The following is a 22,119-nucleotide window of genomic DNA, read 5'->3' as shown; positions in this document are numbered from 1 at the left end:
GGGAGGGCGGCCGTTCTGGGCACTGGGCGTATTTGTGTGCGGCACCCGGGACGAGAAGAGCAAGTGTCCGTCACGCACGTAAATATGCGTCCAGAATGCCCAGCCCCGGAGGCCCCGCACCCGGCCCGCCCCCACACGCGCGAGGCGGTCACTGACCGCGCCGGATGGGGCACCCCCGGCCGAAGACCGGGGGAGGGGGAGCGGGCGGGGGATGCCTGCCGCAGGCGCAAACAACCCGCACACAACAACACGGGCAAGCGCACCGCAGGTGTGATCTTGGGCGCTGCGGCGCAGCCACCCCGCACCGTAGGGTTGGACCGGGGCAGGGTCGCCCCGCACCCCCGCATCCCCACCCCGTCGCGCCGAGAGGCACCGCCGCGAGGCAAACCGCTAGGAGCCGCACGCCATGACTGCCGCCGAGGACCGTAACGACGCGCCCGCCTACCCCGTCGGACTGCGCCTCGCGGGCCGGCGCGTCGTCGTACTCGGCGGGGGCCAGGTCGCCCAGCGCCGGCTGCCCCCGCTGGTCGCGGCCGGTGCCGACGTCGTGCTGATCTCGCCGTCGGCGACGCCCTCCGTGGACGCCATGGTCGCCGCAGGCGAGATCCGCTGGGAGCGCCGCCGTTACCGGCCCGGCGACCTCGCGGACGCCTGGTACGCCCTGATCGCCACCACCGACCCCGAGGCCAACGCGGCCGCATCCGCGGAGGCGGAGGAGCGGCGGGTGTGGTGCGTCCGCAGTGACGACGCCGACGCGGCGACCGCGTGGACGCCCGCGACGGGCCGTACGGAGGGCGTGACCGTGGCCGTGCTGACGGGCCGGGACCCGCGGCGCTCCGCCGCCGTGCGGGACGCGATCGTGGAGGGCCTGCGGGACGGCTCGCTGGCGGCGCCCCAGCACCGGGGGAGGACCCCGGGCGTGGCGCTGGTCGGCGGCGGCCCCGGCGACCCGGACCTGATCACGGTGCGGGGCCGCAGACTGCTCGCGGAGGCGGACGTCGTCATCGCCGACCGCCTCGGCCCGCGCGACCTGCTGGACGAACTGCCGCCGCACGTCGAGGTCATCGATGCCGCGAAGATCCCGTACGGCCGGGCGATGGCCCAGGAGGCCATCAACGCGGCGCTGATCGAGCACGCCAAGGCCGGCAAGGCGGTGGTGCGGCTCAAGGGTGGGGACCCGTACGTGTTCGGGCGCGGCATGGAGGAGGCGGAGGCACTCGCGGAGGCGGGCATCCCGTGCACGGTCGTGCCCGGCATCTCCAGCTCCATCAGCGTCCCGGCCGCCGCCGGCATCCCGGTCACGCACCGGGGTGTGGCTCACGAGTTCACCGTGGTCAGCGGTCACGTGGCGCCGGACGACCCCCGGTCGCTCGTGGACTGGGCGGCCCTCGCCCGGCTGCGCGGCACACTGGTGCTGCTGATGGCCGTGGAGCGGATCGGCTCGATCGCCGCGGCGCTCGTGGAGCACGGGCGCGGTGGGGACACGCCCGTCGCGGTGATCCAGGAGGGTACGACCGCGGCCCAGCGGCGGGTCGACGCGACCCTCGCGACGGTGGGGGAGCGGGTGGCGGAGGAGGACATCCGCCCGCCCGCGGTGATCGTCATCGGCGAGGTCGTCGCCGTGCGCGGTCGCGTAACCGGCGGTAACAAGTGACGTCGGTGCCGTTGGCACCGCACTTCGGACAAGGCAGTATCACCCTGTGGCTGAGCTCATCACCATCGACGACCCCGATGACCCGCGCCTGCACGACTACACGTCCCTGACCGACGTGGAGTTGCGCCGCCGCCGCGAACCCGCCGAGGGGCTGTTCATCGCGGAGGGCGAGAAGGTGATCCGGCGTGCCCGGCAGGCCGGTTACCGGATGCGCTCGATGCTGTTGTCGGCCAAGTGGGTCGACGTCATGCGCGACGTCATCGACGAGGTGCCGGCGCCGGTCTACGCGGTGAGCCCGGAGCTGGCCGAGCAGGTGACCGGCTACCACGTGCACCGCGGTGCCCTCGCCTCGATGCAGCGCAGGCAACTGCCCGACGCCGCGGCCCTGCTGGGCGACGCGCGGCGGATCGTCGTCATGGAGTCGGTCAACGACCACACCAACATCGGCGCGATCTTCCGCAGTGCGGCCGCCCTCGGCATGGACGCCGTCCTGCTCTCCCCGGACTGCGCCGACCCTCTGTACCGCAGGTCGGTCAAGGTCTCCATGGGCGCCGTCTTCTCGGTCCCGTACGCCCGGCTGGAGAGCTGGCCCCGGGATCTGGAGACAGTGCGGGAGGCGGGCTTCAAGCTGCTCGCGCTGACCCCCGACGAGAAGGCCACCGACATCGACGCCGCCGCCCCGCACCGTCTGGAGCGGGCGGCCCTGATGCTCGGCGCCGAGGGCGAAGGCCTGTCCACCCGCGCCCTGGTCGCCGCCGACGAGTGGGTGCGCATCCCGATGGCGCACGGGGTGGACTCGCTGAACGTGGGGGCGGCCGCCGCGGTCGCGTTCTACGCGGTGGCGACCGGCCGCCCCCGGGACTGACTCAGCCCGCCGCGGCGGGCAGGTCCACGAGACCGGCGAGCGCCGCACGGTGGCGGCCGGGCGTGCCCAGGGCGATCTCGTCGGCCTTGGCGCGCTTCAGCCGGAGGTGGACCGGGTGCTCCCACGTCATGCCGATGCCGCCGTGCAGTTGGACGCACTCCTCGGCGGCCCGCACCGCGACCGGCGCGCAGAACGCCTGCGCCACGGCGACGGCGACGGGGGCGTCCGCGCTGCCGCCGGCGAGCGCGTCGGCGGCGTTGCGTGCCGCGGCCCGGGACTGGACGACCTCCAGCCACAGGTCCGCGAGCCGGTGCTTGAGGGACTGGAAGGAGCCCACGACCCGGCCGAACTGGTGGCGGTCCTTGAGATACGCCACCGTCTCGTCCAGGCACCACTGGGCCAGGCCCAGTTGCTCCGATGCCAGCAGGCCCGCCCCCGTCAGCAGGGCCCGCGTGACGGCGGCTGCGGCCGTCCCCGGTCCGGCGAGCCTGCGCGCCGCCGCCCCGTCGAAGGAGACGTCCGCGATCGGCCGGGTCAGGTCGAGCGGCACCGGTACGGACAGCGCGACACCGGGCGCGTCCATGCGGACCTCGTACAGCCCGAGCCCGTCCGGACCCGTCGCCGGCACGATCAGCACGCCGGCGGCGGTCGCGTCGGCCACGCTGGTCACCCGCCCGCCGAGCGAGCCGTCCGCGTCCGCCCGCACCCCCTGGGGCACGTCCGCGTCCGGCGCCGTGGGGAGCGGCACGGCCAGGGCGGCCGTCTCCTCGCCCGCCGCGAGCCGCGCAACGACGGCGTCGGCCTCCTCGGTGCCGGCCGCCAGCAGGGCCGCGGTGGCGAGCACGGCGCTGCCCAGGAAGGGCACCGGCGCCACGAAGGCCCCCAGCTCCTCCAGCACGACCGCGGCCTCCCGCGCGGAGGCCCCCTGGCCGCCCAGCTTCTCCGGCACCAGCAGCCCGGCGAGCCCGACCTCCTGGGCGAGGGTCCGCCACAGCGCCGCGTCGTAGGGTGTGTCGCTCTCACAGCGGGCCAGGACGTCCGCCGGCGCGCACCGGTCGGTCAGCAGCCCGCGCACCGCGGCGCGCAGATCGTTCTCGACGTCGGAGTAGAGCAGATCGGAGCTCATCGCGGCAGGTCCTTCCAGGGGACGTCCTTGTCCGTACGGGGCTCGGAGGGCAGGCCGAGGACCCGCTCGGAGATGATGTTGCGGAGGATCTCGGACGTACCGCCCTCGATCGAGTTGCCCTTCGCCCGCAGATAGCGGTAACCGGCGTCACGGCCGTAGAAGTCGACGATCTCCGGGCGGGTCATCGTCCAGTCGCCGTAGCGCAGGCCGTCCTCGCCCAGCAGCTCCACCTCCAGGCCGCTGATGCGCTGGTTCAGCGAGGCGAACGCCAGCTTCATGCCCGAGCCCTCGGGGCCCGGCGCCCCCACCGCGAGCTGCTGGCGCAGCCGTTCGCCGGTGAGGCGGGTGACCTCGGCGTCCACCCACAGCCGCAGCAGCCGGTCGTGCAGATCCGGCGTACGCAGCGCGGGGCGCTCGCGCCAGGTCGCGGCGACCGTCCCGATCATGCCGCCCTCGCGGGGCAGTGCGGTGCCGCCGATCGCGACCCTCTCGTTCATCAGCGTCGTCTGCGCCACCCGCCAGCCGTCGCCGATCTCCCCGAGGCGGTGCGCGTCGGGAATCCGCACATCGGTGAGGAAGACCTCGTTGAACTCCGCCTCGCCCGTGATCTGGCGCAGCGGCCGCACCTCGACGCCCGGGTCCGTCATGTCGCACACGAAGTACGTGATGCCCTGGTGCTTGGGGACGTCCGGGTCCGTACGGGCGATCAGGATCGCCCAGCGCGCGTTGTGGGCGTTGGACGTCCACACCTTCTGGCCGGTGACGATCCAGTCGTCGCCGTCCCGCACCGCGCGGGTGCGCAGGCCGGCCAGGTCGGAGCCGGCACCGGGCTCGCTGAACAGCTGGCACCAGACCTCCTCGCCGGTCCACAGCGGGCGCAGGAAGCGGGACTTCTGGTCCTCGGTGCCGTAGCGGAGGATCGTGGGCGCGGCCATGCCGAGGCCGATGCCGATGCGCCGTGGTTCGTTGTCCGGCGCCCCGGCGGCGGCCAGCCCCGAGTCCACGACCCCCTGCAGCGGTCGGGGTGCGCCCAGGCCGCCGAGGCCCTCCGGGTAGTGCACCCACGCCAGGCCGGCGTCGAACCGGGCCCGCAGGAAGTCCAGGCGGTCCGTCGCCGCCGGATCGTGAGAGGAGAGCAGCGCGCGCACGCGCTCGCCCAGCTCCTCCGGTGTGACCGTCATGCGATGCGTCCCTCCGCGAGTGCGTAACCTAAGCAAGCGCTTAGAAACTAACCCACGGGATGCCTGTTCGTCACCCCCCTGCGCGTGCGTCGTGGTTTCTGTTGGGGGTGGGAGTGTTCCGGTGTGGTCGGTGACCGTGGCGCGCCGCTGGTGGTGGGCCGGGATCGGGGCCTTCGGGGCCGGCCATTCCGGACCGCATATTCACGTGCATGCGGGCACCACCTCGATCTGTCCCGGATGCCGCACACACATATGCGGCAGCGTCCAGAACGCCCGCCCTCCCCCGGCCGAAGGCTGGGCGTGCCCCCAACTCCCCCGCCCCCTGCGTCTCGTCGGCGACTGATCGCCGGTGGGTGGGGGTGAGGGGGTAGCCCCCTCCGCCCCGATCACCGCAGCCCGGTACGGGTCGCCCACTGGTCACCTCGAAGATTGCGGGTCGGCCGCTCGCCGGAGGCTGGGGGCACCTCCCAGCGGTTTCTGGGGGAGGGAGGGGGTGTGGCGGGGTGCTCCCCCAGCGGTAGCCGGGGAGACGAGCGGTGCGCGCGGTGCCGAATGATGTGGCGCACCGCCGCGAGCGCCGAGGTGGGGGCACCCCCGGGCCGAAGGCGGGGGGTGCCCCGGCGCGGCGCCGACCCCGTACGTACGCAGCGAGGCGGCAACTGACGCGCCGGATGGGGGCACCCCCGGCCGGAGGCTGGGGGAGGGCGGGGGATCCCGCCGCAGGCGCAGACAACCCGCACACGACAACCGGCCGCAAGGGGCACCCCAACCGCAACCACAACGCACCCGCACACGCCGACCCGCCCACATGACACCCTGGCCGCCTATGACATCCGCAACCGCCCCCGGGGAAGACGAATGGGCCCCCCTCTTCAACCCCCCGGATGCCCCCCGCCGCCTGCGCCGCATACGCGTCGAGGCCCTCGGCCTCAACCCCGCCGCCACGCCTGCCGTGTTGACCCGCCTGCTCGGCATCACCTCGTACCTGCTCAGCCGTGACCTGCCCCCCTCCACCGTGGACGCCGCCATCGCGCACCCCGACTGGGAGGTCCGCCGCGGCCTGCTGGAGCACCAACGAGGCATGACGCCCGAGCAGTGGACCCGGCTCGCCCTCGGGGAGCCCGACGCGGCCCGGCGCAAGACCGTCGTCCACCACGCCGGGTACCGCGGGGCGCGCCTCACCCCGGACGGCTACGCGCGCCTGGCCGCCGATCCCTCGCCCCCGGTCCGGGCGGCCGCCACCGCCCTGCCCGGGTTCCCGGACGCCCTCGCCGTCCCGCTCGCGGGTGACCCCGACCCGGACGTGCGGGCCGCCGCAGGCCCCCTCGCCTGGACCCGCCTCCCGACCCCCGCCCGGGAGGCACTGCTCGCGGACCCCTCCCCCCGCGTGCGTGCCGCCGCCTCGCTGCGGCACCACGAGGACCACCCCATGCCCGCGGACGTCTTCGAGGCCCTGGACCGCCCCGCGTACGCGGTCGGCGCCTGCCGCCTCGACCACGACCTCGCCGCCCGCCTCGCCGCCGGCGAGGACCCCGCCGTGCGCCGCGCCCTCGCCGGCAACCCGCACCTGGATCCCGACCTGGTCACCCGCCTCGCCGCCGACGACGACAACGACGTCCGCGTCGCCGTCTCCGTCCGTCCCGAACTCACCGAGTCCCAAAGGGCCGCCGTCCGGGCCGAGATCGACACCCACCGCATCTTCCACGAACTGCCCTGGGTCGTGGCGCTCCACGACGACCCGGAGGCGATGCGCCGCCTCGCCCGCTCGGGCCACGTGCTCCTGCGCCGCAGCGTGGCCCGCGCCCCGCGGCTGCCCGCCGACGCGGCCGAGCTGCTGGCCCGGGACGAGGACAGGGTGGTCCGGCTCTTCCTCGCCGAGTCGTGCGACGACGCACCACCGGACATGCTGCTCGAGGTGTGGGGCTGGTGGACCGGCAGCTTCTCGGTCCCGGACCGGCCGCGCGGCCACCCGAACTTCCCGCGCGCGGGGCTCCTGCGCTTCGCGGACGATCCCGATCCCCGGATGCGCCGCCTCGCGCTGGAGGACCCGGAGTCCGCGCCGGAACTCGTGGACCTCTTCAGCCGCGACCCGGACGAGGAGGTACGGATGCGGGCCGCCGAGGATCCGCGGCTGACGGCCGCCGCGGCGGCGCGGCTGGCCGACGACCCTTCCGCGCCCGTGTGGTACCGCGCGGCCCGGCACCCGAGCCTGCCCGCGCGGGACATCGTCCGCCTGCTGTGCGAACCGGTGACGGCGGAGTGGGCGGCCCAGAACCCCGCGATCCCCGTCGCCGTCATGCACCGCATGATCGACGAGGCAGGCCTAGCCTGACGCCGGTCGCCGGCGCCGTCCGCGGGGGAGCGAAGACGGAGTCGAGGAAGGGCGCGTTGGGCGTTCGCGCGAGTCCGGGCGGCCGGACGTGGACCGGGGCCGGCGGTCGGCCCGGGGGCCCGAGGGCAGGGCCTACGGCGAGTGCGGCGCCGTCGCGTGGGCGGCGACCCCGGGCAGCAGGCCGAGGCCCCGGCTGGGGCCCTGGCAGCCCTGCGCCGCGGCGATGCCGAGGGCGACGAGGAGGGTCACGGTGACGAAGACGATGAGCCGCTGCCGCAGCATCCTGCGGTCGGCACCCGCGGGGCGCCGGCCGGCGGGCGTGCGCGGAGCCGGGGTGCGCCCGGAGGGGGTCCGGGCCGGCGTCCGGGTCGGGGTGCGCGGCGACGCGGGGGTACGGGGGGACGCCGGGGTGCGCGGCGACACCGGCGTCCCGGGCGCCGTGCGCCGCTCGGTCTGCTGCTCCGCGTACGCCTGCGTCCGCGGCCCCGTGGGCCGCTCGGGGCGCGGTCCCGAGGCCTTGGGCACGATGTCCCGCCGGCCCGGCGCCGAGCCGAGCCCCCGCGCCTCTCGGGCGGCGATCTCGGCGAGCCGCTCGGAGAGTTGGACCGTGCTGGGCCGCTGCTCCGGGTCCTTGGCGAGGCACGCGAAGGCCAGCGGGGCCAGGGAGTCCGGGACGCCGGTGAGATCCGGCTCCTCGTGGACGACGCGGTAGAGCATGACCTCGGAACTGCCCTGCCCGAAGGGCGAGTCGCCCATCGCCGCGTATGCCAGCGTGGCCCCGAAGGCGAAGACGTCGGTGGCCGGGGTCACCGCGGCCCCGCGCACCTGCTCCGGGGCGAGGAAGCCCGGGGAGCCGACCGCGGTGCCCACGTGCGTGAGGGTGCTCGCGCCGGTGGACCAGGCGATGCCGAAGTCGATGATCCGGGGGCCCTTGGGCGACAGCAGGATGTTGGACGGCTTGAGGTCGCGGTGGACGACACCGGCCTCGTGGACGGCGACCAGGCCCTCCGCGAGGGCGGCGCCGATCGAGGCGACCTCGGCGGCCGAGAGCGTGCCGTCGCGGGCGACCTTGTCGTGCAGGGAGGGGCCGGGGACGTACTGGGTGGCGAACCACGGCCGGTCCGCCTCCAGGTCGGCGGCGACCAGCCGGGCCGTGCAGCCGCCGCGGATGCGTCTCGCCGCGGACACCTCGCGGGCGAAGCGGGAGCGGAACTCCTGGTCCTCGGCCAGCTCGGGGCGGATCACCTTCAGCGCCACCCGCTGGCCGCGCTTGTCGGCGCCCAGGTAGACCACGCCCATGCCGCCCGCGCCCAGTCGCCGGTGCAGCCGGAACGAGCCGACGACACGCGGGTCCTCGCGCCGGAGCCGCATCATCGCCATCTCGTCCATCCCCGCTGCCTGCCTGGCCAGTCTGACGCCGACAGCTTACGGACTGACCGCCCGCCGTGCCGCGAGGCCGCGCCCGCGCGGGGCGGCCGATTGTCAGTGCCTGATGGGATCCTTGAAGAGTGGGGAACGTTCCGGCCACTGACGGCCCGGAACGTCGTCATGCCGTCAACAGTCCATCGGACAAGGGGGATTGACGCCATGAAGGGTGATCGTGTGGAGATCGTCGTGGACGCCGGCGACACGACGAGGACATATGAAGTGGTCGCCACCAGGGCCGGCCGCAGGGTCGAAACGGCAGTGCGACGAGGGGTGGTGGAAGTGAGCGAAGTCACGCGTTCCGGCTCGGTCGTGCGCACCGCCCGCTTCATGGCCACCCGGGTCCTCGCCCTGGTCGAGCAGCCCATACCGAGGGGCGACGCGGAGGACGACGAGCGGGGGTGACGGGCCCCGTCCGCGTCCGCCCGGGAGATCCCCTCGGGGATGTCCCGGGGACGCGGCCGGGTCCCTCCACCCAGGGGAGTACGCCGCCGGTCGCGGAGTCATCCTCGGGGAGGCCAGTGAAGCGGTACGAAGGCATGACGACCGGTGCGGGCGGCGCGCCTAGTGTTGAGGTCAAGCGGCGGGCGGAGCACTCGTCCCCCGAGGTCAAACGCCCGCCGCCCCGGAGAACTGTGAATGATCACGACCACGACCCAGGAGAGGGCCATGGCGAACACGGTGAGCCGTACGGTGCGGCCGGAGCGTGGCAGCAGGATCGCCGCCTTCGGCATACGCCCGTCCGGCACCCGGCACCCACTGGTGGCGGTGGCGATGGTGCTGCCGCTCGCGGTGCTGCTCGCGGTGGCTTTCGGGGCCTGGGACGCGGTGGTCGCACAGGCGTCGTCCGTAGCCGGTCTGATGGGGCGCTGACAGATCGCTCTCCGCGGGCCCGGAAGAGCGGTCCGGGTCCGCGACAGCCGGTGAAGTAACCCCGTGGGGACGGGGGTCCGGCGGACGGCATGAATGCCCGGGTACCTGTGGCGGTACCCGGGCATCACACCCGGCATTGCCAGCGCGCCGCGCGCTGCCGCACAGTGGGCCGGTGAGACGGGCAGTGGGGGAGAAGGTGACCAGCAGCGGACCACCGCTGACGCGCGCCCTGGGGGCGGTCGTGGCCGCGGCCGCGCGCATTCCCGGCCAGGTGCGGACGACGGTGCTCGCCGAGCGGCCGGACGTCACCGTCGTCCGCAGCGGCCGCCTGGTCGCCAAGGCCCACGCACCGGCCACCGATCCCGGCGAGCTCGCCGTGCGGCTGCGTGTGGCCGCCCACGCGCTGCTGGAGGGAGTCCTGCTGCCCCCGGCGCCCCTGCCGGGCCGCGAGGGCGCGCTCAGCACCGTGCTCCTCGGCCGCCCGGTCAGCCTGTGGCCGCTCGGCGAGCCGGTCGACCGGGACGATCCGGACTCCGCGCCCTGGGCGGCGGCGGGCACACTGCTGGCCCGGCTGCACGCCGTGCCGGTGGCCGGCCTGCCCGGCCCGCTGCCGGCGATGCGGGGTCCGGTCCGGGCGGCCCAGGCGGTCGCCAGGATGCTGGCGGCGGGCGACGGCGACCCGGCCGTGCTGGCCGCCTGGCGCGGTCTGCCGCCCTGGGCGCGCGGCGAGGCCCCGCAGCCGTCCACCCTGGTGCTGTGCCACGGCGATCTGCACCTCGGCCAACTGGTGCGCCACCCGGTGCCCGACGGCCCGTGGCGCCTCATCGACATCGACGACCTCGGGCTCGGCGAGCCCGCCTGGGATCTGGCCCGGCCGGCCATGTGGTTCGCCGCCGGGCTGCTCGACCCCGACGACTGGGGCCGCTTCCTCGGCGCGTACCGCGCCGCCGGCGGCCCCGCCGTCCCCACCGACGGCGACCCGTGGCCGCATCTCGACGTGGCGGCACGGGCGTTGGCGGTACAGACCGCGGCGATCGCGGTCGCCAAGGCCGCGCAGGAGGGCCGCGTACTCGACGGAACGGAACAAGCCGTCCTCGATACGTGCCGCCGAATCGCGGAAGTAAGGTGCAGTAGTCCTACGCCGGGGGACGATCCCCGGCCGGCGCGAACGAGGAGATGAGCCGACGATGCTCTGTCCCAAGTGTCATGGCCCGATGCAGACGTTCACCCGCAGCGGCGTCCAGATCGAGCAGTGCGGCAACTGCCGGGGGATCTTCCTGGACTACGGGGAGCTCGAGGCGCTGACCCGCATGGAGTCGCAGTACGCCCAGCCCGCCCCGCCGCCGGCCGGTTACCCGCAGGCCTACCCGCAGCAGCACGCCGCCCCGGCCTGGGGCGCCCCGCACGGCGGTCACCACGGGGGCCACCACGGCCACCACAAGCACCAGAGCTGGGCGCACATGCTCTTCTCGTCGTGACACGACCGAGGGCCGGAGCGAATGCTCCGGCCCTCGGGTGCTGGTGGACGATACTGGGATTGAACCAGTGACCTCTTCCGTGTCAGGGAAGCGCTCTCCCGCTGAGCTAATCGTCCTCGGTACTACGGGTGGTGCTGGTAAGGCGTGCGCGATACTGGGATTGAACCAGTGACCTCTTCCGTGTCAGGGAAGCGCTCTCCCGCTGAGCTAATCGCGCTCGGGTCCCCCGTGCCGAAGCCCTGGGGAAGGCCCTCCCGGGCCCAGTGGACGATACTGGGATTGAACCAGTGACCTCTTCCGTGTCAGGGAAGCGCTCTCCCGCTGAGCTAATCGTCCTCAGAGGTGGAGACGGGATTTGAACCCGTGTAGACGGCTTTGCAGGCCGTTGCCTCGCCTCTCGGCCACTCCACCAGCGCGGGGGCGGGAACCCCCACTTCGAGCGGACGACGAGATTCGAACTCGCGACCCTCACCTTGGCAAGGTGATGCTCTACCAACTGAGCCACGTCCGCAGTGTCTCCCCCGGAGCTCGCACCCGGGCGGGACCTCCGCCGGGGCGCTTCCGCGTCCCGGCGACGAGTTGAACTCTAGCGGATTACGGCTCCGCCACCAAAACGCGTTTCCGCAGCGTGCCGGGTCGGTGACCAGCGCATCTCGGCCGTCGCCGCCGACTTAGACTCGCACTCGCCCCTCCGGACCGACCTGGGAAGCCTCGTGCCCGACCTCGCGCCCCTCGCCAGATTCGGTGGCCTTCTCGCCTCCGACCTGCGGGATGTCACCACCGACCCCGCCGCGCTGGACTCCTCGGGCTTCTGGGCGGTGGTCGCCGGCTTCGAGGGCGGGACGGTCTGCGCGCGCTTCGGGAACGTACGCCCGGATCCCCTGGCGCCGGCTCCGCGCCGGCCCTGGCGCGGCCCCGCCCGCACCGCCTGGACGTCCTCGCTGGACCGCGCCGGCTACATCGCCGGAGTCCACCGCGTCCGCGAGTACATCGCGGCCGGCGAGGTCTACCAGGCGAACCTGTGCCGGGTGCTCACCGCGCGCCTGCCCGATCCGGACGCGGACATAGACGCCCTGGGGGCCGCCCTCGCCCGCGGCAACCCGGCCCCCTACGCAGGAACGATCCGGCTGCCCGGGCACGGCATCGAGGTGGCCAGCGCCTCCCCCGAACTCTTCCTGCGCCGCCGGGGCGCCGTGATCGAGTCCGGCCCCATCAAGGGCACCGGCCGCACCGAGGACGACCTGCTGCCCAAGGACCACGCCGAGAACGTCATGATCGTCGACCTGGTCCGCAACGACCTCGGCCAGGTCTGCGCCACCGGCACGGTCACCGTCCCCGACCTCTGCGTCGTGGAGAAGCACCCGGGGCTGGTCCACCTCGTCTCCACCGTCCGCGGGGAACTGCGCGAGGGCGCCGGCTGGCCCGAGCTGCTGGGCGCCGCGTTCCCGCCGGGCTCCGTCACCGGCGCGCCCAAGTCGAGCGCCCTGCGCATCATCGGGGAACTGGAGACCGCCCCCCGCGGGCCCTACTGCGGCGGCATCGGCTGGGTCGACGCCGACCGAGGCACCGGCGAGCTCGCCGTCGGCATCCGCACCTTCTGGATCGACCGCGGCGCCCCCGGCGGACCCGTGCTGCGCTTCGGGACCGGCGCCGGGATCACCTGGGGCTCCGATCCCGAGCGCGAGTGGGACGAGACCGAACTGAAGGCCTCCCGGCTGCTGGCGGTAGCGTCGGGTACGTATGACTCGAACGAAGGCGAACAGAACCATGGGGCAGAGTGACACCGTGAGCACGACCACCGCGGGCACGATCTGGGTCAACGGCGCGCTGCGCGAGACCGACGACGCGTTGGTGTCCGTCATGGACCACGGCCTGACCGTCGGGGACGGCGTCTTCGAGACGCTCAAGGCCACCGGCGGCACCGCCTTCGCGATGGACCGCCATCTGCGGCGGCTGGCCCGCTCCGCGCGCGGCCTCGGCCTGCCCGAGCCCGACCTCGACGAGGTGCGTCACGCCTGCGAGGCCGTCCTGGCCGCCGACCCGGTGCCCCACGGCCGCCTCCGCGTCACCTACACCGGCGGCACCTCGCCGCTGGGTTCCGAGCGCGGCACCACCGGCCCCACCCTGGTCGTCGCCCTCGGTGCAGCGACCGTGCGCCCGGACACCACGGCCGTGGTCACCGTGCCGTGGACCCGCAACGAGAAGGGGGCACTCGCCGGGCTCAAGACCACCTCCTACGGCGAGAACGTCGTCGCCCTGGCCCGCGCCCACCAGCGCGGCGCCTCAGAGGCGCTGTTCGCCAATACGCAGGGACGCCTGTGCGAGGGCACCGGGTCCAATGTCTTCGTCGTCCTCGGCGGCAAGCTGCTCACCCCGCCGCTGGCCTCCGGCTGCCTCGCCGGGATCACCCGGGAACTGGTCGTGGAATGGGCGGGCGCCGAGGAGGCGGACCTGCCGTTCGAGGCCCTCGCCGAGGCCGAGGAGATCTTCCTGACCTCCTCGCTGCGCGACGTCCAGGGCGTCCACCGCGTCGACGACCGCGAGCTGGCCACCGGGGCGCACCCCGGCCCGGTCACCGCCAAGGCGATGCGGGTCTTCGCGGAGCGGTCCGCGGAGCACCCCAACCCCTGAGCCGCGCCGTCCGTGTCGTCCCGTGTTCGTCCCGGGTGGTTGAACCCGTGACGTAATCGCCGCGACCCGGTAGAACTCCACACCATGACCACCACCCTGCGCCCGGCCGAGCCCGAGCAGCGCCGGCGCGGCGGAGTACGCGCCCGCCGGTTCCACGTCTGTGTCAACGGGCGGCCGGTGGGGGAGATCACGCTGTGCACCGACGCCCGGTTCGGACCGGAGGTCGGCCGCATCGCCGCCCTGCGGATCGACCACGACCAGCAGCGACGCGGGCGCGGCACGGTCGCCGCCCTGGCCGCGGAGGAGGTGCTGAGGGGGTGGGGCTGCCGCCGCATCGAGGTCTCGGTGCGGACGGAGGACACGGCCGCGCTGCGGCTGGCGGGCGTACTGGGTTACGCGGTGCGCAACCGGAACATGGTCAAGGCCCTGCCCGAGGTGCCGCCGGACCTGCCCGGGGGCGGCGTCGTCCGCCCCATGACGGAGGCGGAGTACCCGGGGTGGCTGGCCCGCATGCAGGACGAGTACGTCCGCGACTGGACCCGGCGCGGGGTGCCCGAGGTGCAGGCCCGGGCCAAGGCCGAGGCCGACGACCGCACCGCCCTCCCCGACGGCCTCGCGACGCCGGGGGCGATACTGCGGGTCCTGGAGGCCGGCGGCGAGGTCGTCGGGGACCTGTGGGTGGGGCGCACCGACGCGGTCGCCACGGACGACGGGGAGTCAGCGGGGTACGTCTTCAATGTGCACGTCGAGCCGGGGCACCGGGGGCGGGGCCACGGGCGCACGCTCATGCTCGCCGCGGAGCGGGAGTGCCTGGCCGAGGGGCTGCACTGGCTCGGGCTCAACGTCTTCGCCGGGAACGAGGCGGCGGAGGGGCTTTACGCTTCGCTGGATTACGCGGTGACGTGGGTGCATTTGGCGAAGCCGCTTGTCTGAGGGTCCGGGGTGCCCCTTGCGGCCGGTTGTTGTGTGCGGGCGTGCGCCCGGCGCAGGCGGCGCGGTTTCGGGGGCTACCGCCCCAGGGCGGTGTCGGTGAGGGACTCGATGCGGACGCGCAGGCCGTCCTGGGACTTGCCGCCGTCGAGGCGTTCGCCGGTGACGACGTAGGTGGGGGTCCCGGTCACGCCGATCGCCTTGCCCTCCGCGTGGTCCGCGTCGACGACCAGGAGGTGCCGCCCGTCGATGAGCGCCGTGTCGACCTCCTCCGCGTCCAGCCCCAACTCGGCCGCGATCTCGACCAGCAGGGCCTCGCCGCGCTCGCCCAGCTCCTCGGTGCGCGCGAGGACCGCTTCCACGTACTCCCAGCCGCGGCCCTGGACGAAGGCCTCCTCCGCGGCCTGGGCGGCGGCGTAGGCGTGCTTGTGCTTCTCCAGGGGGAAGTGCCGCAGCTGGACCTCCAGGGCGTCGCCGTACCGGTCGCGCAGCGCGTGCAGGTCGGTGAGGGCGGCGGCGCAGTCGGGGCACTGGAGTTCGCACCAGAACTCGAGGACGACGGTGCGGGGAGTCGCTTCGTTCATGGGGCCAGTCTCCCACCAGGGGAGGACCCGCCCCCGGAGGTCACCCCGAGGTCGCCGCCGGCCCGTGGCCCCCGGGCGGTCCGCAGGTGCACGATGGAGCCAGTAGACCACTCCGGAGGAGCTCCGCATGCTGACCTCGACCGTGTGTGTCGCGCTGTCCGCGGCGGGCCTGGCGATCGCCCTGCTCACCGCCTACCGGCGCAGGTATCGGAGGGCGACCCTGATCGCGGCGGTGGCGCTGCTGCCCGTGGGCCTGTACATGACGGGCCTGGTCTCGCTCGTCGGCACGCTGGTCCGTGCCGTGGGCGACTGGGCGGCGGGCCTGGTGTTCAAGCCGTCGGTGTGGGCGGGCTTCGGTGTGCTCGCCCTGTCCGTGGTGCTGTACGTACTCGCACGGGTCGCCGGGCGCCGCAAGGGCGTCGCGGAACGGAGCGGGGGCCGTGCGGTCGCGCCGGGCGCGGGAGCGCCGGCTCTGGCGCCGGAGAGGAAACCGGTCCAGAAGGCGACGAAGACCGATCCCGACCTGGCCGAATTCGGTGAGATCGAGGAGATCCTCAAGCGCAGAGGGATCTGAGCGGCGTGTTGGTGGCCGGGGGCGGCGGGGGTGCGTCATCATCGCCCTGGCGGACCTCAACTACCGCCCCCTGAGCGGGATTTGGCGTGCCCGGGGGCGTACGGTTGTGCGAGTTCGCATCCCCCCTCCGAACCACCCGTAAGGCCATGGAAGCCGAAGCAGACGACAACGAGCCCCGAGGCTGCCTGTTCGCGCTCTCCCAGCCGCCCCTGATGTTGTTCCTGACCGTGATCGGCGGCCTGCTCGCCTTCGGCGGGCTCTACGACCTCTGGCCGTTCTGAGCGGGTACGGCGACGGCCTCGCGGCGGCGCGCCCGGTACGCCGCGACATGGAGCCGGTTGCCGCAGGTGCGGCTGTCGCAGTAGCGGCGCGAGCGGTTCCGGGAGAGGTCGACGAAGGCGCGCCGGCAGTCCGGGGCGTCGCAGCGGCGCAGCCGCTCCCGCTCCCCGGCGACGAGGAGGAACGCCAGGGCCATGCCGCAGTCGGCGGCCAGGTGCTCGGCGAGGGAGGCGCCCGGGGCGAAGTAGTGGACGTGCCAGTCGTAGCCGTCGTGGTCGGTGAGCCGGGGTGTGGTGCCGGCCTCGGCCACGAGTGAGTTGATCAGCGCCGCGGCCTCTGGCATGGCGGGGGCGGAGAACACCTGTGCGAAGAGCTGTCGCACCGCGCGGACCGCGACCAGGTCGTCCTCGTCGAGCGAGCCGACGTCGCTGACCTGGTTGCGCTCCACGAAGGCGCGCAGCGCCGCGAGGTCGGCCAGACCCTCGCGCCCGTCACTCTCCGGTGTGGTGTTGATGAGATCCACCACGCAGTCGAGTGCGCACCTGGTGTCATGGTTGATCAGCACGGAATCGCTCTCTCCCTGGCCTCGTGGGTCGGGCGTTCCGGTGACTGTAGCGCGAGAGCCGCCGTCGTGGAGCGTGCTGCTCCCCGACGGCGGCTCCGGCAGGTCGGGTCCGCGCCGTACCCCCGAGATGCGTACGGCGACGGACGGTCGGCGGACTCAGCTCTCGGCGAGGATGTGCGAGAGCTCGGTGTCCAGGTCGAAATGACGGTGTTCGGTGCCCGGGGGCACCGCGGCGTCGGTCCGCTTGAGGAACGACTCCAGGGCCCGCGCAGGGGCCTCGAGCAGGGCCTCCCCCTCCGGAGAGCTGAGGGCGATGCACACGACGCCCTGGCCGTGACTGCGGGACGGCCAGACCCGGACGTCGCCGGTACCGGTGGGCCGGTGCAGGCCTTCGGCGAGCAGGTCGCGGGCGAAAACCCATTCGACTGTCTCCTCGGCACCGGTGTGGAAGGTGGCGTGCACGGCGTAGGGATCGGCCGTGTCGTACCGCAAGCCCGCGGGTACGGGCAGTGACGATTCGCTCGACACAACGAGGCGCAGGTGCAGCTCGCAGCTGACCGTGGTGTTCATAAGCGCCAGGGCCTTTCGCTCAGTGTGCGCTCGGGGATTCGCACGTCGGCGAAATCGACATGCCACCTGCGGGGACGTTGTAAACCCCTCTGACGGGTTTGTGAGGGTTCCGGTACCTCGTCCGGCCGAGTTCTTTTCCTCCCCGGCGAGCCATTCCGGTGACGAAGGAGGTTCGGGTAAGTTTGGCGTCATGACTGCGGAGAGTGACGAGCGGGAGGTGGCTGTGGCCATGAGTCCCGAGATCGTCGACAACGGGGACGGCGAGGAGGGCGGTTCGGAGGGCTCTGAGCGCCCGCTGGGGTCGCGGGCGCCGCGTTTCATCCGGCGCTCCCGCGCCCTGCACGTGAGCTGGCAGGTCGGGGTCTTCCTGGTGGGTCTGGCGATCGTCGGGACAGGCGTGGTGCTGCTCCCGCTCCCGGGGCCCGGCTGGGTGGTGATCTTCGCCGGCATGGCGGTCTGGGCGACCGAGTTCGTCTGGGCCCAGCTGGTGCTGCGCTGGACGAAGCGGAAGGTGACCGAGGCTGCACAGAGGGCGCTCGACCCGAAGGTGCGGCGGCGGAACCTGACGCTGACCGCCATCGGGCTGGTGATCATCGGCGCCCTTATGGGGTACTACCTGTGGCGGTTCGGCTTCGTGATGCCCTGGAAGGCCGACCTTCACTGAGGGTGCGCCGTCCGTGATGGTCGGGGCACCCGCTGACATGCGGTAATGTTGTCCCCGCACCGGGGCGATTAGCTCAGCGGGAGAGCACTTCGTTCACACCGAAGGGGTCACTGGTTCGATCCCAGTATCGCCCACCCGGACCGAGGGGCCCGGAAGCCGATCACGGCTTCCGGGCCCCTCGTCGTTGTGCCGGCGGCCGGCCCCGGCCCCGTGACGCGTGCTCCCGGTGACGCCGGGCCCGTCCCGCCCGGCCGCCGGCGGCGGTGTCGTCACGCAGCCGGGGCGACCGGAGGCGGGACGAGGAGCCGTGCTCACGGTGACCGCGGAAACTCGATCTGATCGGCACTCATGCCGCGCCGCTGCACGGGAATTGCCCTCTCTCCGACACGTTCTCGCTATTTCCGATGGCGCAATTCATACGTAACCTCCCCGGGGAAATGCGAGAGGCGCAGCTATTCGAGCATTGCGGGCTCGTTGTGCCGGGCCGTTCGGATCGCCGGCACCCTCTCCACGTTGATGCCGGGGCGTCGGTCGCCCAGGGCTTCGTCACCGCAAGCGGGCCAGCGCGTCCCGCACGCGACGGACGTCCCGCAGGCGGCGTTCGTACGTCGCACCCAGCGCCAGCAGAAGCACGCCCGCCAGGGCGAGCGGCACCCAGCGCGGCACCGCGCCCAGGGCCTGGGCTATGTAGGGGGCGAGTTCGTGCAGCGCGTCGAGCGTGAGCACGCCCGCCCCCAGCAGGAGCGGCGCGGCCAAGCGTCGGCGGGCCCCGAGGAGCATGACGGCGAGCGCGGCCACGCCCAGGGAGAGGGGCCGGACCCACCCGGGGTCGCCCCAGGCGGCGGCGAGGCTCGGGAGGAGGGTCGCGGAGAGCCCGGGGGCGTACGCGGCCCAGGAGGAGAAGGAGCGGTCCCGGCGTCGCCGCAGGGCACCGATCGTCAGCGCCGCGGCCGTGACGGGCAGCGTGTACGCCTCCGGGGTGTGGACGCCGGACGCCGCGAGCCGTACCCAACTCGCCGCGATCATGAGGCAGGTGGCGACATAGCCCATCCACCGCCGGTCGGCCCGCAGCGCGGCGACGCCCGCGGCGAGGACGCCCGCCACCGCGAGGGCCAAGGCCAGCAGCGCGGGGTCGTCGGCGACGAGGCAGATCGCGAGGAGGGCCGCGGCGTGGCCGGGGTACTCGAAGGGCCGGCCGGGGGCGCGTGAGGCGGCCACCTCGGCCGCCGCCGCGATCGCCAGGACGGTGAACGCGGCGGCGTGCGCGGGCAGTCCGGTCCAGGCGAGGCCCGCCGCACAGGCGACCACGGCGATCGCGCTCACCGCGCGGCTGCGCTGCGCCACCGCGAACAGCGCGCCGAAGCAGGCCAGCAGGACGGCGAGAACGGTGAGCGTCGTCGAACGCTCCGGGTACGCCCAGACGACCGCCGTCGCGGCGAGCCCGCACGCGCTCACCAGGGCGGTCCAGGTGAGCGCCCTGGCCGACAGCGCGAGCAGGGCGGCCACGACCACGATCCGTACGGGCAGCGGCCCCGGCACGCACACCGCGACCGCGCCCAGCACCAGCGCCCCGGATGCCGCGACCCGGCCGTACGCCGAGTCGCGGTGGCGGCGCGCCGCCGCGCCCAGCACCACGGTGAGCAGCCCCGCCACCGCGACCGCGCTGTACGGGCCCTGCCAGGCGCCCGGCGCGACGATGCCGACCGTCAGCGAGGGCAGCGCCCACAGCAGCGCGAGGACGTGCACGGCGCCGGCACCGGCCGCGGACCCCGCGGCCACCGGGCGGAGCCGGGCAGGGACGGCGAGGACCGCGGCACCCAGCACGGCCGCCGCGCACGCGAGGTACCCCGGCACGATCCATTCGCCGGTCGCACCGACCCGGACGACCCCGCCGGCCGCGCCAACGACGGCGAGCGCCGCCACCCCGGACAGGATCCCGGCCGCGGCGGGGGCCACCGCGCGCCGCAGCGCCACGGCCACCGCCACCACCGCGGCCCCCAGCAGCAGGGCCGCCGCGCGCAGCGCCGCGCCGAATCCGTCCGCGGTGAGGGAGAGCCCGCCCGCGACCAGCAGCCCCATCGGGCCGACGGCCGACCCGGCGACGGCGGCGGTGATCCGCGTCCCGCGCCCGCCGGTGGACAGGGCGAGCACGGCGTCCAGCGCCGCCGTGGCCAGCAGGGCGGCCGCGAGCCCGTAGGCGGATTCCGCCGCAGACGCCCACAACGCCAAGGGGAGTTGGCCGATCACCACGGCGGCGGGCGCCGGCAGCACGAGCCGCGCAAGCGCCTTCCCGTACCCGGCCCAGACGGCGCCGACGACGGCCAGGGACACGGCCGCGTAGCGCAACCCGTCGGTGCCGTCGAGCGCCACCCGGTGGAGCGCGTACGCGTCCAGCAGCAACAGTACCAGGCCGAGGCAGGCCACCACCTCGGCCGTCGAGACCAGGGAGCGGCGCAGCAGCAGCGCGGGGACGCCCGTGGCCGCGAGGGTCAACGCGCCCAGGACGGCGGCCCGGCCGCCGATGCCGAGGTGCCCCCAGCTGATGACGGTGAACGCGATCGCGGCGACCGCCAGCAGGACCCCGCCGAGGGAGAGCAGCAGGTTCTGCACCGCGCGCGGCGAGGTCTCGCGGCGCGGCGGCGCGCCCCACGGCGTCGGCGGCGGGGGAGCCGGGCGGTGCTGCAGCAACTGCGCGAGCAACTGCCCGCGCCGGGCGATGAGGCGGCCGCGCTCGGCGTCCAGCCGCAGGAGCGCGCGGTCGGTCTCGCGGAGTTCGCCGGCGACCGGCCCGACCAGTGTCAGCCCGCAGCGCGGGCACGCGGGCGGCACCGTCGCGGGCAGGTAGGCGCCGCAGGCGGGGCAGCGCTCGTGCGGCGGGGGCATCGTGTCCATGCGTCGGAGTGTGGCGCGGCCCACGTTCGCCGGCATGGGCGCCGGTACTCAGATCCGCGTTGAGTACGCACACTGGCTCCATGGACTGGAGCCGTTACCGCTTCCGCTGTCTCTGGGAGATCGCCGCCCCGCCCGAGGCCGTCTACGGGCTCCTGGAGCGCCCGGACGAGTACCCGGCCTGGTGGCCCCAGGTCCGCGAGGTGCGGCAGACCGGCGCGACCGTCGGCACCCTGCGCTTCAGGTCGGTGCTGCCGTACGACCTGTTCGTGACCGCGCACCAGACCCGCCGCGATCCGCTGGCCCGGGTCCTGGAGGCGGCCATGTACGGCGACCTGGAGGGGTGGGTGCGGTGGACGGTCGGCGCGGGCGGCGCGGGCGGCGGCAGCCGGCTCCTCTTCGAGGAGGACGTGGTCGTCAACAAGCCGCTGATGCGGTTGCTGGCCGTGCCGTGCCGCCCGCTGTTCCGGGCCAACCACGCCCTGATGATGCGGCAGGGGCGGCGCGGCATGAGGGCCCGACTGGGCGCCGACGGGGCACCGGGCCGGGAAGCCGTTTGAACGCAGCCGCCCGCGCCCTGTATTGTTCAGGTCGTTCCCGGGCGATTAGCTCAGCGGGAGAGCACTTCGTTCACACCGAAGGGGTCACTGGTTCGATCCCAGTATCGCCCACTTGTCACGGAGGGCCGGTCCATCACGGACCGGCCCTCCGTCGTGTTCCCGGCTCTAGGCCGCCGGTTCCTCCGGCTTCCGTACGGGCGGCGAGGGCCGCAGCGGCCACGCCGGGTCGACCCGGTCGTCCGTGCCGCTGCGCGCGAACCAGGCCTGCAGACCGCGGGCCTGCACGGCGTGCCAGACGGTCTGCCGGGCGTGGAGCTCGGCGGGCGGCACCGCACCGATCCGCCCGGCGAAGCGGTGCCCCAGCGCCCGTACGAGAGCGAGTGCGGCGAGGGCGTCCGCCGCGGCGTCATGGGCGTCGGTCAGCGCCACGCCGTAGTGCGCGCACAGGTCGGTGAGCGTGCGGCGGCCCTTGCGGTAGCGGTCGAGATGCTTGTCCAGGACCCGGGGATCGAGGACGCGCAGCGGTCCGCGGACCAGGTACGTGTCCAGCGCCGTGCCCCGGTGGCGCTTCAACTCCCGGTCGAGCAGGGTCAGATCGAAGGGCGCGTTCATCACCACCAGCGGCACTCCGGCCGCCGCCTGGTCGGCCAGCGCCCGGGCCATCTCCTCCATCACCGGGCCGGGGCGACGGCCGTTCGCCCGGAGATAGGCGTCGTCCAGCCCGTGCACCGCGCGCGCCCCCTCGGGTACCGGGACGCCCGGGTCGACCAGCCAGCGGGTCGTCCGGGCCGGTATGCCGGGGGCGTCCTCCACCACCAACGCGGCCGAGACGACCCGGTCGTGCTCCACGTCGACCCCCGTGGTCTCCGTGTCGAAGGCGGCCAGCGGGCCGTCGTACCAGTGCGGCATGGCGCACCTCCCGTGCGGATCGCAGGAATT

At 74.2% G+C, this 22,119-nt stretch carries 22 protein-coding genes and 7 tRNA genes; 16 read left to right on the top strand and 13 right to left on the bottom strand.

Annotated features, from left to right (window positions below; translation table 11 throughout):
* Positions 1–406 precede the first annotated feature (406 nt).
* Together cobA and ACWDAS_RS00690 are read left to right on the top strand one after the other, a co-directional pair.
* Positions 407–1,654: a uroporphyrinogen-III C-methyltransferase gene (cobA, locus tag ACWDAS_RS00695; RefSeq protein WP_450386081.1), complete on the top strand. Its 1,248-nt coding sequence runs from the start codon at positions 407–409 to the stop codon at positions 1,652–1,654.
* A gap of 46 nt (positions 1,655–1,700) precedes the next feature.
* Positions 1,701–2,519, top strand: a complete 819-nt coding sequence (locus tag ACWDAS_RS00690) for a TrmH family RNA methyltransferase (protein WP_450386079.1) — start codon at positions 1,701–1,703, stop codon at positions 2,517–2,519.
* Between the two features lies 1 nt (position 2,520).
* On the opposite strand, the gene ACWDAS_RS00685 is transcribed toward ACWDAS_RS00690, so the two are convergent.
* Both ACWDAS_RS00685 and ACWDAS_RS00680 read right to left on the bottom strand, forming a co-directional pair.
* The gene (locus ACWDAS_RS00685) at positions 2,521–3,645 is read right to left on the bottom strand and encodes an acyl-CoA dehydrogenase family protein (RefSeq protein ID WP_450386077.1); all 1,125 of its coding nucleotides are present in this window, start codon (positions 3,643–3,645) and stop codon (positions 2,521–2,523) included.
* A complete protein-coding gene (locus tag ACWDAS_RS00680) occupies positions 3,642–4,826 on the bottom strand; it encodes an acyl-CoA dehydrogenase family protein (RefSeq protein WP_450386075.1) in 1,185 nt (394 codons plus the stop codon). The genes ACWDAS_RS00685 and ACWDAS_RS00680 overlap by 4 nt, the downstream gene beginning before the upstream one ends.
* A gap of 826 nt (positions 4,827–5,652) precedes the next feature.
* Here ACWDAS_RS00680 and ACWDAS_RS00675 point away from each other — a divergent pair.
* A complete protein-coding gene (locus ACWDAS_RS00675) occupies positions 5,653–7,158 on the top strand; it encodes a PE-PGRS family protein (RefSeq protein WP_450386074.1) in 1,506 nt (501 codons plus the stop codon).
* 132 nt (positions 7,159–7,290) lie between these two features.
* Here ACWDAS_RS00675 and ACWDAS_RS00670 read toward each other — a convergent pair whose 3' ends face one another.
* Positions 7,291–8,538 (bottom strand): protein kinase domain-containing protein, encoded by a 1,248-nt coding sequence (locus ACWDAS_RS00670; protein ID WP_450386589.1) that lies wholly within the window; start codon positions 8,536–8,538, stop codon positions 7,291–7,293.
* A gap of 207 nt (positions 8,539–8,745) precedes the next feature.
* On the opposite strand from ACWDAS_RS00670, the gene ACWDAS_RS00665 reads away from it, so the two are divergent.
* From ACWDAS_RS00665 to ACWDAS_RS00650, 4 genes are all read left to right on the top strand, one after another.
* Positions 8,746–8,988: a hypothetical protein gene (locus tag ACWDAS_RS00665; protein WP_450386072.1), complete on the top strand. Its 243-nt coding sequence runs from the start codon at positions 8,746–8,748 to the stop codon at positions 8,986–8,988.
* 264 nt (positions 8,989–9,252) lie between these two features.
* The gene (locus tag ACWDAS_RS00660) at positions 9,253–9,456 is read left to right on the top strand and encodes a hypothetical protein (RefSeq protein WP_450386070.1); all 204 of its coding nucleotides are present in this window, start codon (positions 9,253–9,255) and stop codon (positions 9,454–9,456) included.
* Positions 9,457–9,652: 196 nt separating this feature from the next.
* On the top strand, positions 9,653–10,636 hold the full coding sequence (locus tag ACWDAS_RS00655; protein WP_450386587.1) for a phosphotransferase enzyme family protein: 984 nt from the start codon (positions 9,653–9,655) through the stop codon (positions 10,634–10,636).
* Between the two features lie 7 nt (positions 10,637–10,643).
* Positions 10,644–10,934, top strand: coding sequence for a zf-TFIIB domain-containing protein (locus ACWDAS_RS00650; RefSeq protein ID WP_450386068.1), 291 nt, complete (start codon positions 10,644–10,646; stop codon positions 10,932–10,934).
* 41 nt (positions 10,935–10,975) lie between these two features.
* On the opposite strand, the gene ACWDAS_RS00645 is transcribed toward ACWDAS_RS00650, so the two are convergent.
* From ACWDAS_RS00645 to ACWDAS_RS00625, 5 genes are all read right to left on the bottom strand, one after another.
* Positions 10,976–11,050: transfer RNA gene (locus ACWDAS_RS00645), tRNA-Val, on the bottom strand.
* A gap of 29 nt (positions 11,051–11,079) precedes the next feature.
* Positions 11,080–11,151: transfer RNA gene (locus ACWDAS_RS00640), tRNA-Val, on the bottom strand.
* A 47-nt stretch (positions 11,152–11,198) separates the two neighbouring features.
* Positions 11,199–11,270: transfer RNA gene (locus ACWDAS_RS00635), tRNA-Val, on the bottom strand.
* A 4-nt stretch (positions 11,271–11,274) separates the two neighbouring features.
* A tRNA-Cys gene (locus ACWDAS_RS00630) sits at positions 11,275–11,345 on the bottom strand.
* Between the two features lie 27 nt (positions 11,346–11,372).
* A tRNA-Gly gene (locus ACWDAS_RS00625) sits at positions 11,373–11,445 on the bottom strand.
* A 202-nt stretch (positions 11,446–11,647) separates the two neighbouring features.
* On the opposite strand from ACWDAS_RS00625, the gene ACWDAS_RS00620 reads away from it, so the two are divergent.
* The 3 genes from ACWDAS_RS00620 to ACWDAS_RS00610 all read left to right on the top strand — a co-directional run bounded on the left by ACWDAS_RS00620 (position 11,648) and on the right by ACWDAS_RS00610 (position 14,498).
* Positions 11,648–12,715, top strand: coding sequence for a chorismate-binding protein (locus tag ACWDAS_RS00620; protein WP_450386066.1), 1,068 nt, complete (start codon positions 11,648–11,650; stop codon positions 12,713–12,715).
* A complete protein-coding gene (locus ACWDAS_RS00615; RefSeq protein WP_450386064.1) occupies positions 12,702–13,565 on the top strand; it encodes an aminotransferase class IV in 864 nt (287 codons plus the stop codon). The genes ACWDAS_RS00620 and ACWDAS_RS00615 overlap by 14 nt, the downstream gene beginning before the upstream one ends.
* Before the next feature lie 84 nt (positions 13,566–13,649).
* The gene (locus ACWDAS_RS00610; protein ID WP_450386062.1) at positions 13,650–14,498 is read left to right on the top strand and encodes a GNAT family N-acetyltransferase; all 849 of its coding nucleotides are present in this window, start codon (positions 13,650–13,652) and stop codon (positions 14,496–14,498) included.
* 74 nt (positions 14,499–14,572) lie between these two features.
* On the opposite strand, the gene ACWDAS_RS00605 is transcribed toward ACWDAS_RS00610, so the two are convergent.
* Positions 14,573–15,079 carry a DsbA family protein gene (locus ACWDAS_RS00605; RefSeq protein WP_450386060.1) on the bottom strand — a complete coding sequence of 169 codons (507 nt, stop codon included), beginning with the start codon at positions 15,077–15,079 and terminating at the stop codon, positions 14,573–14,575.
* Between the two features lie 127 nt (positions 15,080–15,206).
* On the opposite strand from ACWDAS_RS00605, the gene ACWDAS_RS00600 reads away from it, so the two are divergent.
* Positions 15,207–15,653, top strand: coding sequence for a hypothetical protein (locus tag ACWDAS_RS00600; protein ID WP_450386058.1), 447 nt, complete (start codon positions 15,207–15,209; stop codon positions 15,651–15,653).
* A 146-nt stretch (positions 15,654–15,799) separates the two neighbouring features.
* Positions 15,800–15,934, top strand: coding sequence for a hypothetical protein (locus ACWDAS_RS00595; protein ID WP_450386056.1), 135 nt, complete (start codon positions 15,800–15,802; stop codon positions 15,932–15,934).
* Here the strand turns inward: ACWDAS_RS00595 and ACWDAS_RS00590 are convergent.
* Positions 15,913–16,497 carry a CGNR zinc finger domain-containing protein gene (locus tag ACWDAS_RS00590; RefSeq protein WP_450386054.1) on the bottom strand — a complete coding sequence of 195 codons (585 nt, stop codon included), beginning with the start codon at positions 16,495–16,497 and terminating at the stop codon, positions 15,913–15,915. The two genes, ACWDAS_RS00595 and ACWDAS_RS00590, sit on opposite strands and share 22 nt — an antisense overlap.
* A 156-nt stretch (positions 16,498–16,653) precedes the next feature.
* On the bottom strand, positions 16,654–17,067 hold the full coding sequence (locus ACWDAS_RS00585; protein WP_003959770.1) for an SsgA family sporulation/cell division regulator: 414 nt from the start codon (positions 17,065–17,067) through the stop codon (positions 16,654–16,656).
* Positions 17,068–17,257: 190 nt separating this feature from the next.
* On the opposite strand from ACWDAS_RS00585, the gene ACWDAS_RS00580 reads away from it, so the two are divergent.
* Both ACWDAS_RS00580 and ACWDAS_RS00575 read left to right on the top strand, forming a co-directional pair.
* A complete protein-coding gene (locus ACWDAS_RS00580) occupies positions 17,258–17,731 on the top strand; it encodes a TIGR02611 family protein (protein WP_450386052.1) in 474 nt (157 codons plus the stop codon).
* A gap of 62 nt (positions 17,732–17,793) precedes the next feature.
* Positions 17,794–17,865, top strand: a tRNA-Val gene (locus ACWDAS_RS00575).
* A gap of 412 nt (positions 17,866–18,277) precedes the next feature.
* Here the strand turns inward: ACWDAS_RS00575 and ACWDAS_RS00570 are convergent.
* Positions 18,278–20,623, bottom strand: coding sequence for an SCO7613 C-terminal domain-containing membrane protein (locus ACWDAS_RS00570; RefSeq protein WP_450386050.1), 2,346 nt, complete (start codon positions 20,621–20,623; stop codon positions 18,278–18,280).
* 80 nt (positions 20,624–20,703) lie between these two features.
* Here ACWDAS_RS00570 and ACWDAS_RS00565 point away from each other — a divergent pair, with 80 nt between their 5' ends.
* On the top strand, positions 20,704–21,180 hold the full coding sequence (locus ACWDAS_RS00565) for an SRPBCC family protein (RefSeq protein ID WP_450386048.1): 477 nt from the start codon (positions 20,704–20,706) through the stop codon (positions 21,178–21,180).
* 39 nt (positions 21,181–21,219) lie between these two features.
* Positions 21,220–21,291: transfer RNA gene (locus ACWDAS_RS00560), tRNA-Val, on the top strand.
* A 54-nt stretch (positions 21,292–21,345) separates the two neighbouring features.
* On the opposite strand, the gene ACWDAS_RS00555 is transcribed toward ACWDAS_RS00560, so the two are convergent.
* Complete coding sequence (locus tag ACWDAS_RS00555) at positions 21,346–22,089, bottom strand: exonuclease domain-containing protein (protein WP_450386046.1); 744 nt, start codon at positions 22,087–22,089, stop codon at positions 21,346–21,348.
* Positions 22,090–22,119 lie beyond the last annotated feature (30 nt).

Source organism: Streptomyces sp. NPDC001070 (assembly GCF_053598835.1).
This window is presented reverse-complemented; position numbering and strand designations above follow the sequence as displayed.

Bases quoted from the DNA above. Each gene is read 5' to 3' on its own strand.
- ACWDAS_RS00680 (WP_450386075.1), bottom strand. From the start codon at position 4,826: ATGACGGTCACACCGGAGGAGCTGGGCGAGCGCGTGCGCGCGCTGCTC.
- ACWDAS_RS00600 (WP_450386058.1), top strand. From the start codon at position 15,207: ATGCTGACCTCGACCGTGTGTGTCGCGCTGTCCGCGGCGGGCCTGGCG.
- ACWDAS_RS00665 (WP_450386072.1), top strand. From the start codon at position 8,746: ATGAAGGGTGATCGTGTGGAGATCGTCGTGGACGCCGGCGACACGACG.
- ACWDAS_RS00555 (WP_450386046.1), bottom strand. From the start codon at position 22,089: ATGCCGCACTGGTACGACGGCCCGCTGGCCGCCTTCGACACGGAGACC.
- cobA (WP_450386081.1), top strand. From the start codon at position 407: ATGACTGCCGCCGAGGACCGTAACGACGCGCCCGCCTACCCCGTCGGA.
- ACWDAS_RS00675 (WP_450386074.1), top strand. From the start codon at position 5,653: ATGACATCCGCAACCGCCCCCGGGGAAGACGAATGGGCCCCCCTCTTC.
- ACWDAS_RS00595 (WP_450386056.1), top strand. From the start codon at position 15,800: ATGGAAGCCGAAGCAGACGACAACGAGCCCCGAGGCTGCCTGTTCGCG.
- ACWDAS_RS00610 (WP_450386062.1), top strand. From the start codon at position 13,650: ATGACCACCACCCTGCGCCCGGCCGAGCCCGAGCAGCGCCGGCGCGGC.
- ACWDAS_RS00580 (WP_450386052.1), top strand. From the start codon at position 17,258: ATGACTGCGGAGAGTGACGAGCGGGAGGTGGCTGTGGCCATGAGTCCC.
- ACWDAS_RS00585 (WP_003959770.1), bottom strand. From the start codon at position 17,067: ATGAACACCACGGTCAGCTGCGAGCTGCACCTGCGCCTCGTTGTGTCG.
- ACWDAS_RS00605 (WP_450386060.1), bottom strand. From the start codon at position 15,079: ATGAACGAAGCGACTCCCCGCACCGTCGTCCTCGAGTTCTGGTGCGAA.
- ACWDAS_RS00670 (WP_450386589.1), bottom strand. From the start codon at position 8,538: ATGGCGATGATGCGGCTCCGGCGCGAGGACCCGCGTGTCGTCGGCTCG.
- ACWDAS_RS00565 (WP_450386048.1), top strand. From the start codon at position 20,704: ATGGACTGGAGCCGTTACCGCTTCCGCTGTCTCTGGGAGATCGCCGCC.
- ACWDAS_RS00650 (WP_450386068.1), top strand. From the start codon at position 10,644: ATGCTCTGTCCCAAGTGTCATGGCCCGATGCAGACGTTCACCCGCAGC.
- ACWDAS_RS00570 (WP_450386050.1), bottom strand. From the start codon at position 20,623: ATGGACACGATGCCCCCGCCGCACGAGCGCTGCCCCGCCTGCGGCGCC.
- ACWDAS_RS00660 (WP_450386070.1), top strand. From the start codon at position 9,253: ATGGCGAACACGGTGAGCCGTACGGTGCGGCCGGAGCGTGGCAGCAGG.
- ACWDAS_RS00615 (WP_450386064.1), top strand. From the start codon at position 12,702: ATGGGGCAGAGTGACACCGTGAGCACGACCACCGCGGGCACGATCTGG.
- ACWDAS_RS00685 (WP_450386077.1), bottom strand. From the start codon at position 3,645: ATGAGCTCCGATCTGCTCTACTCCGACGTCGAGAACGATCTGCGCGCC.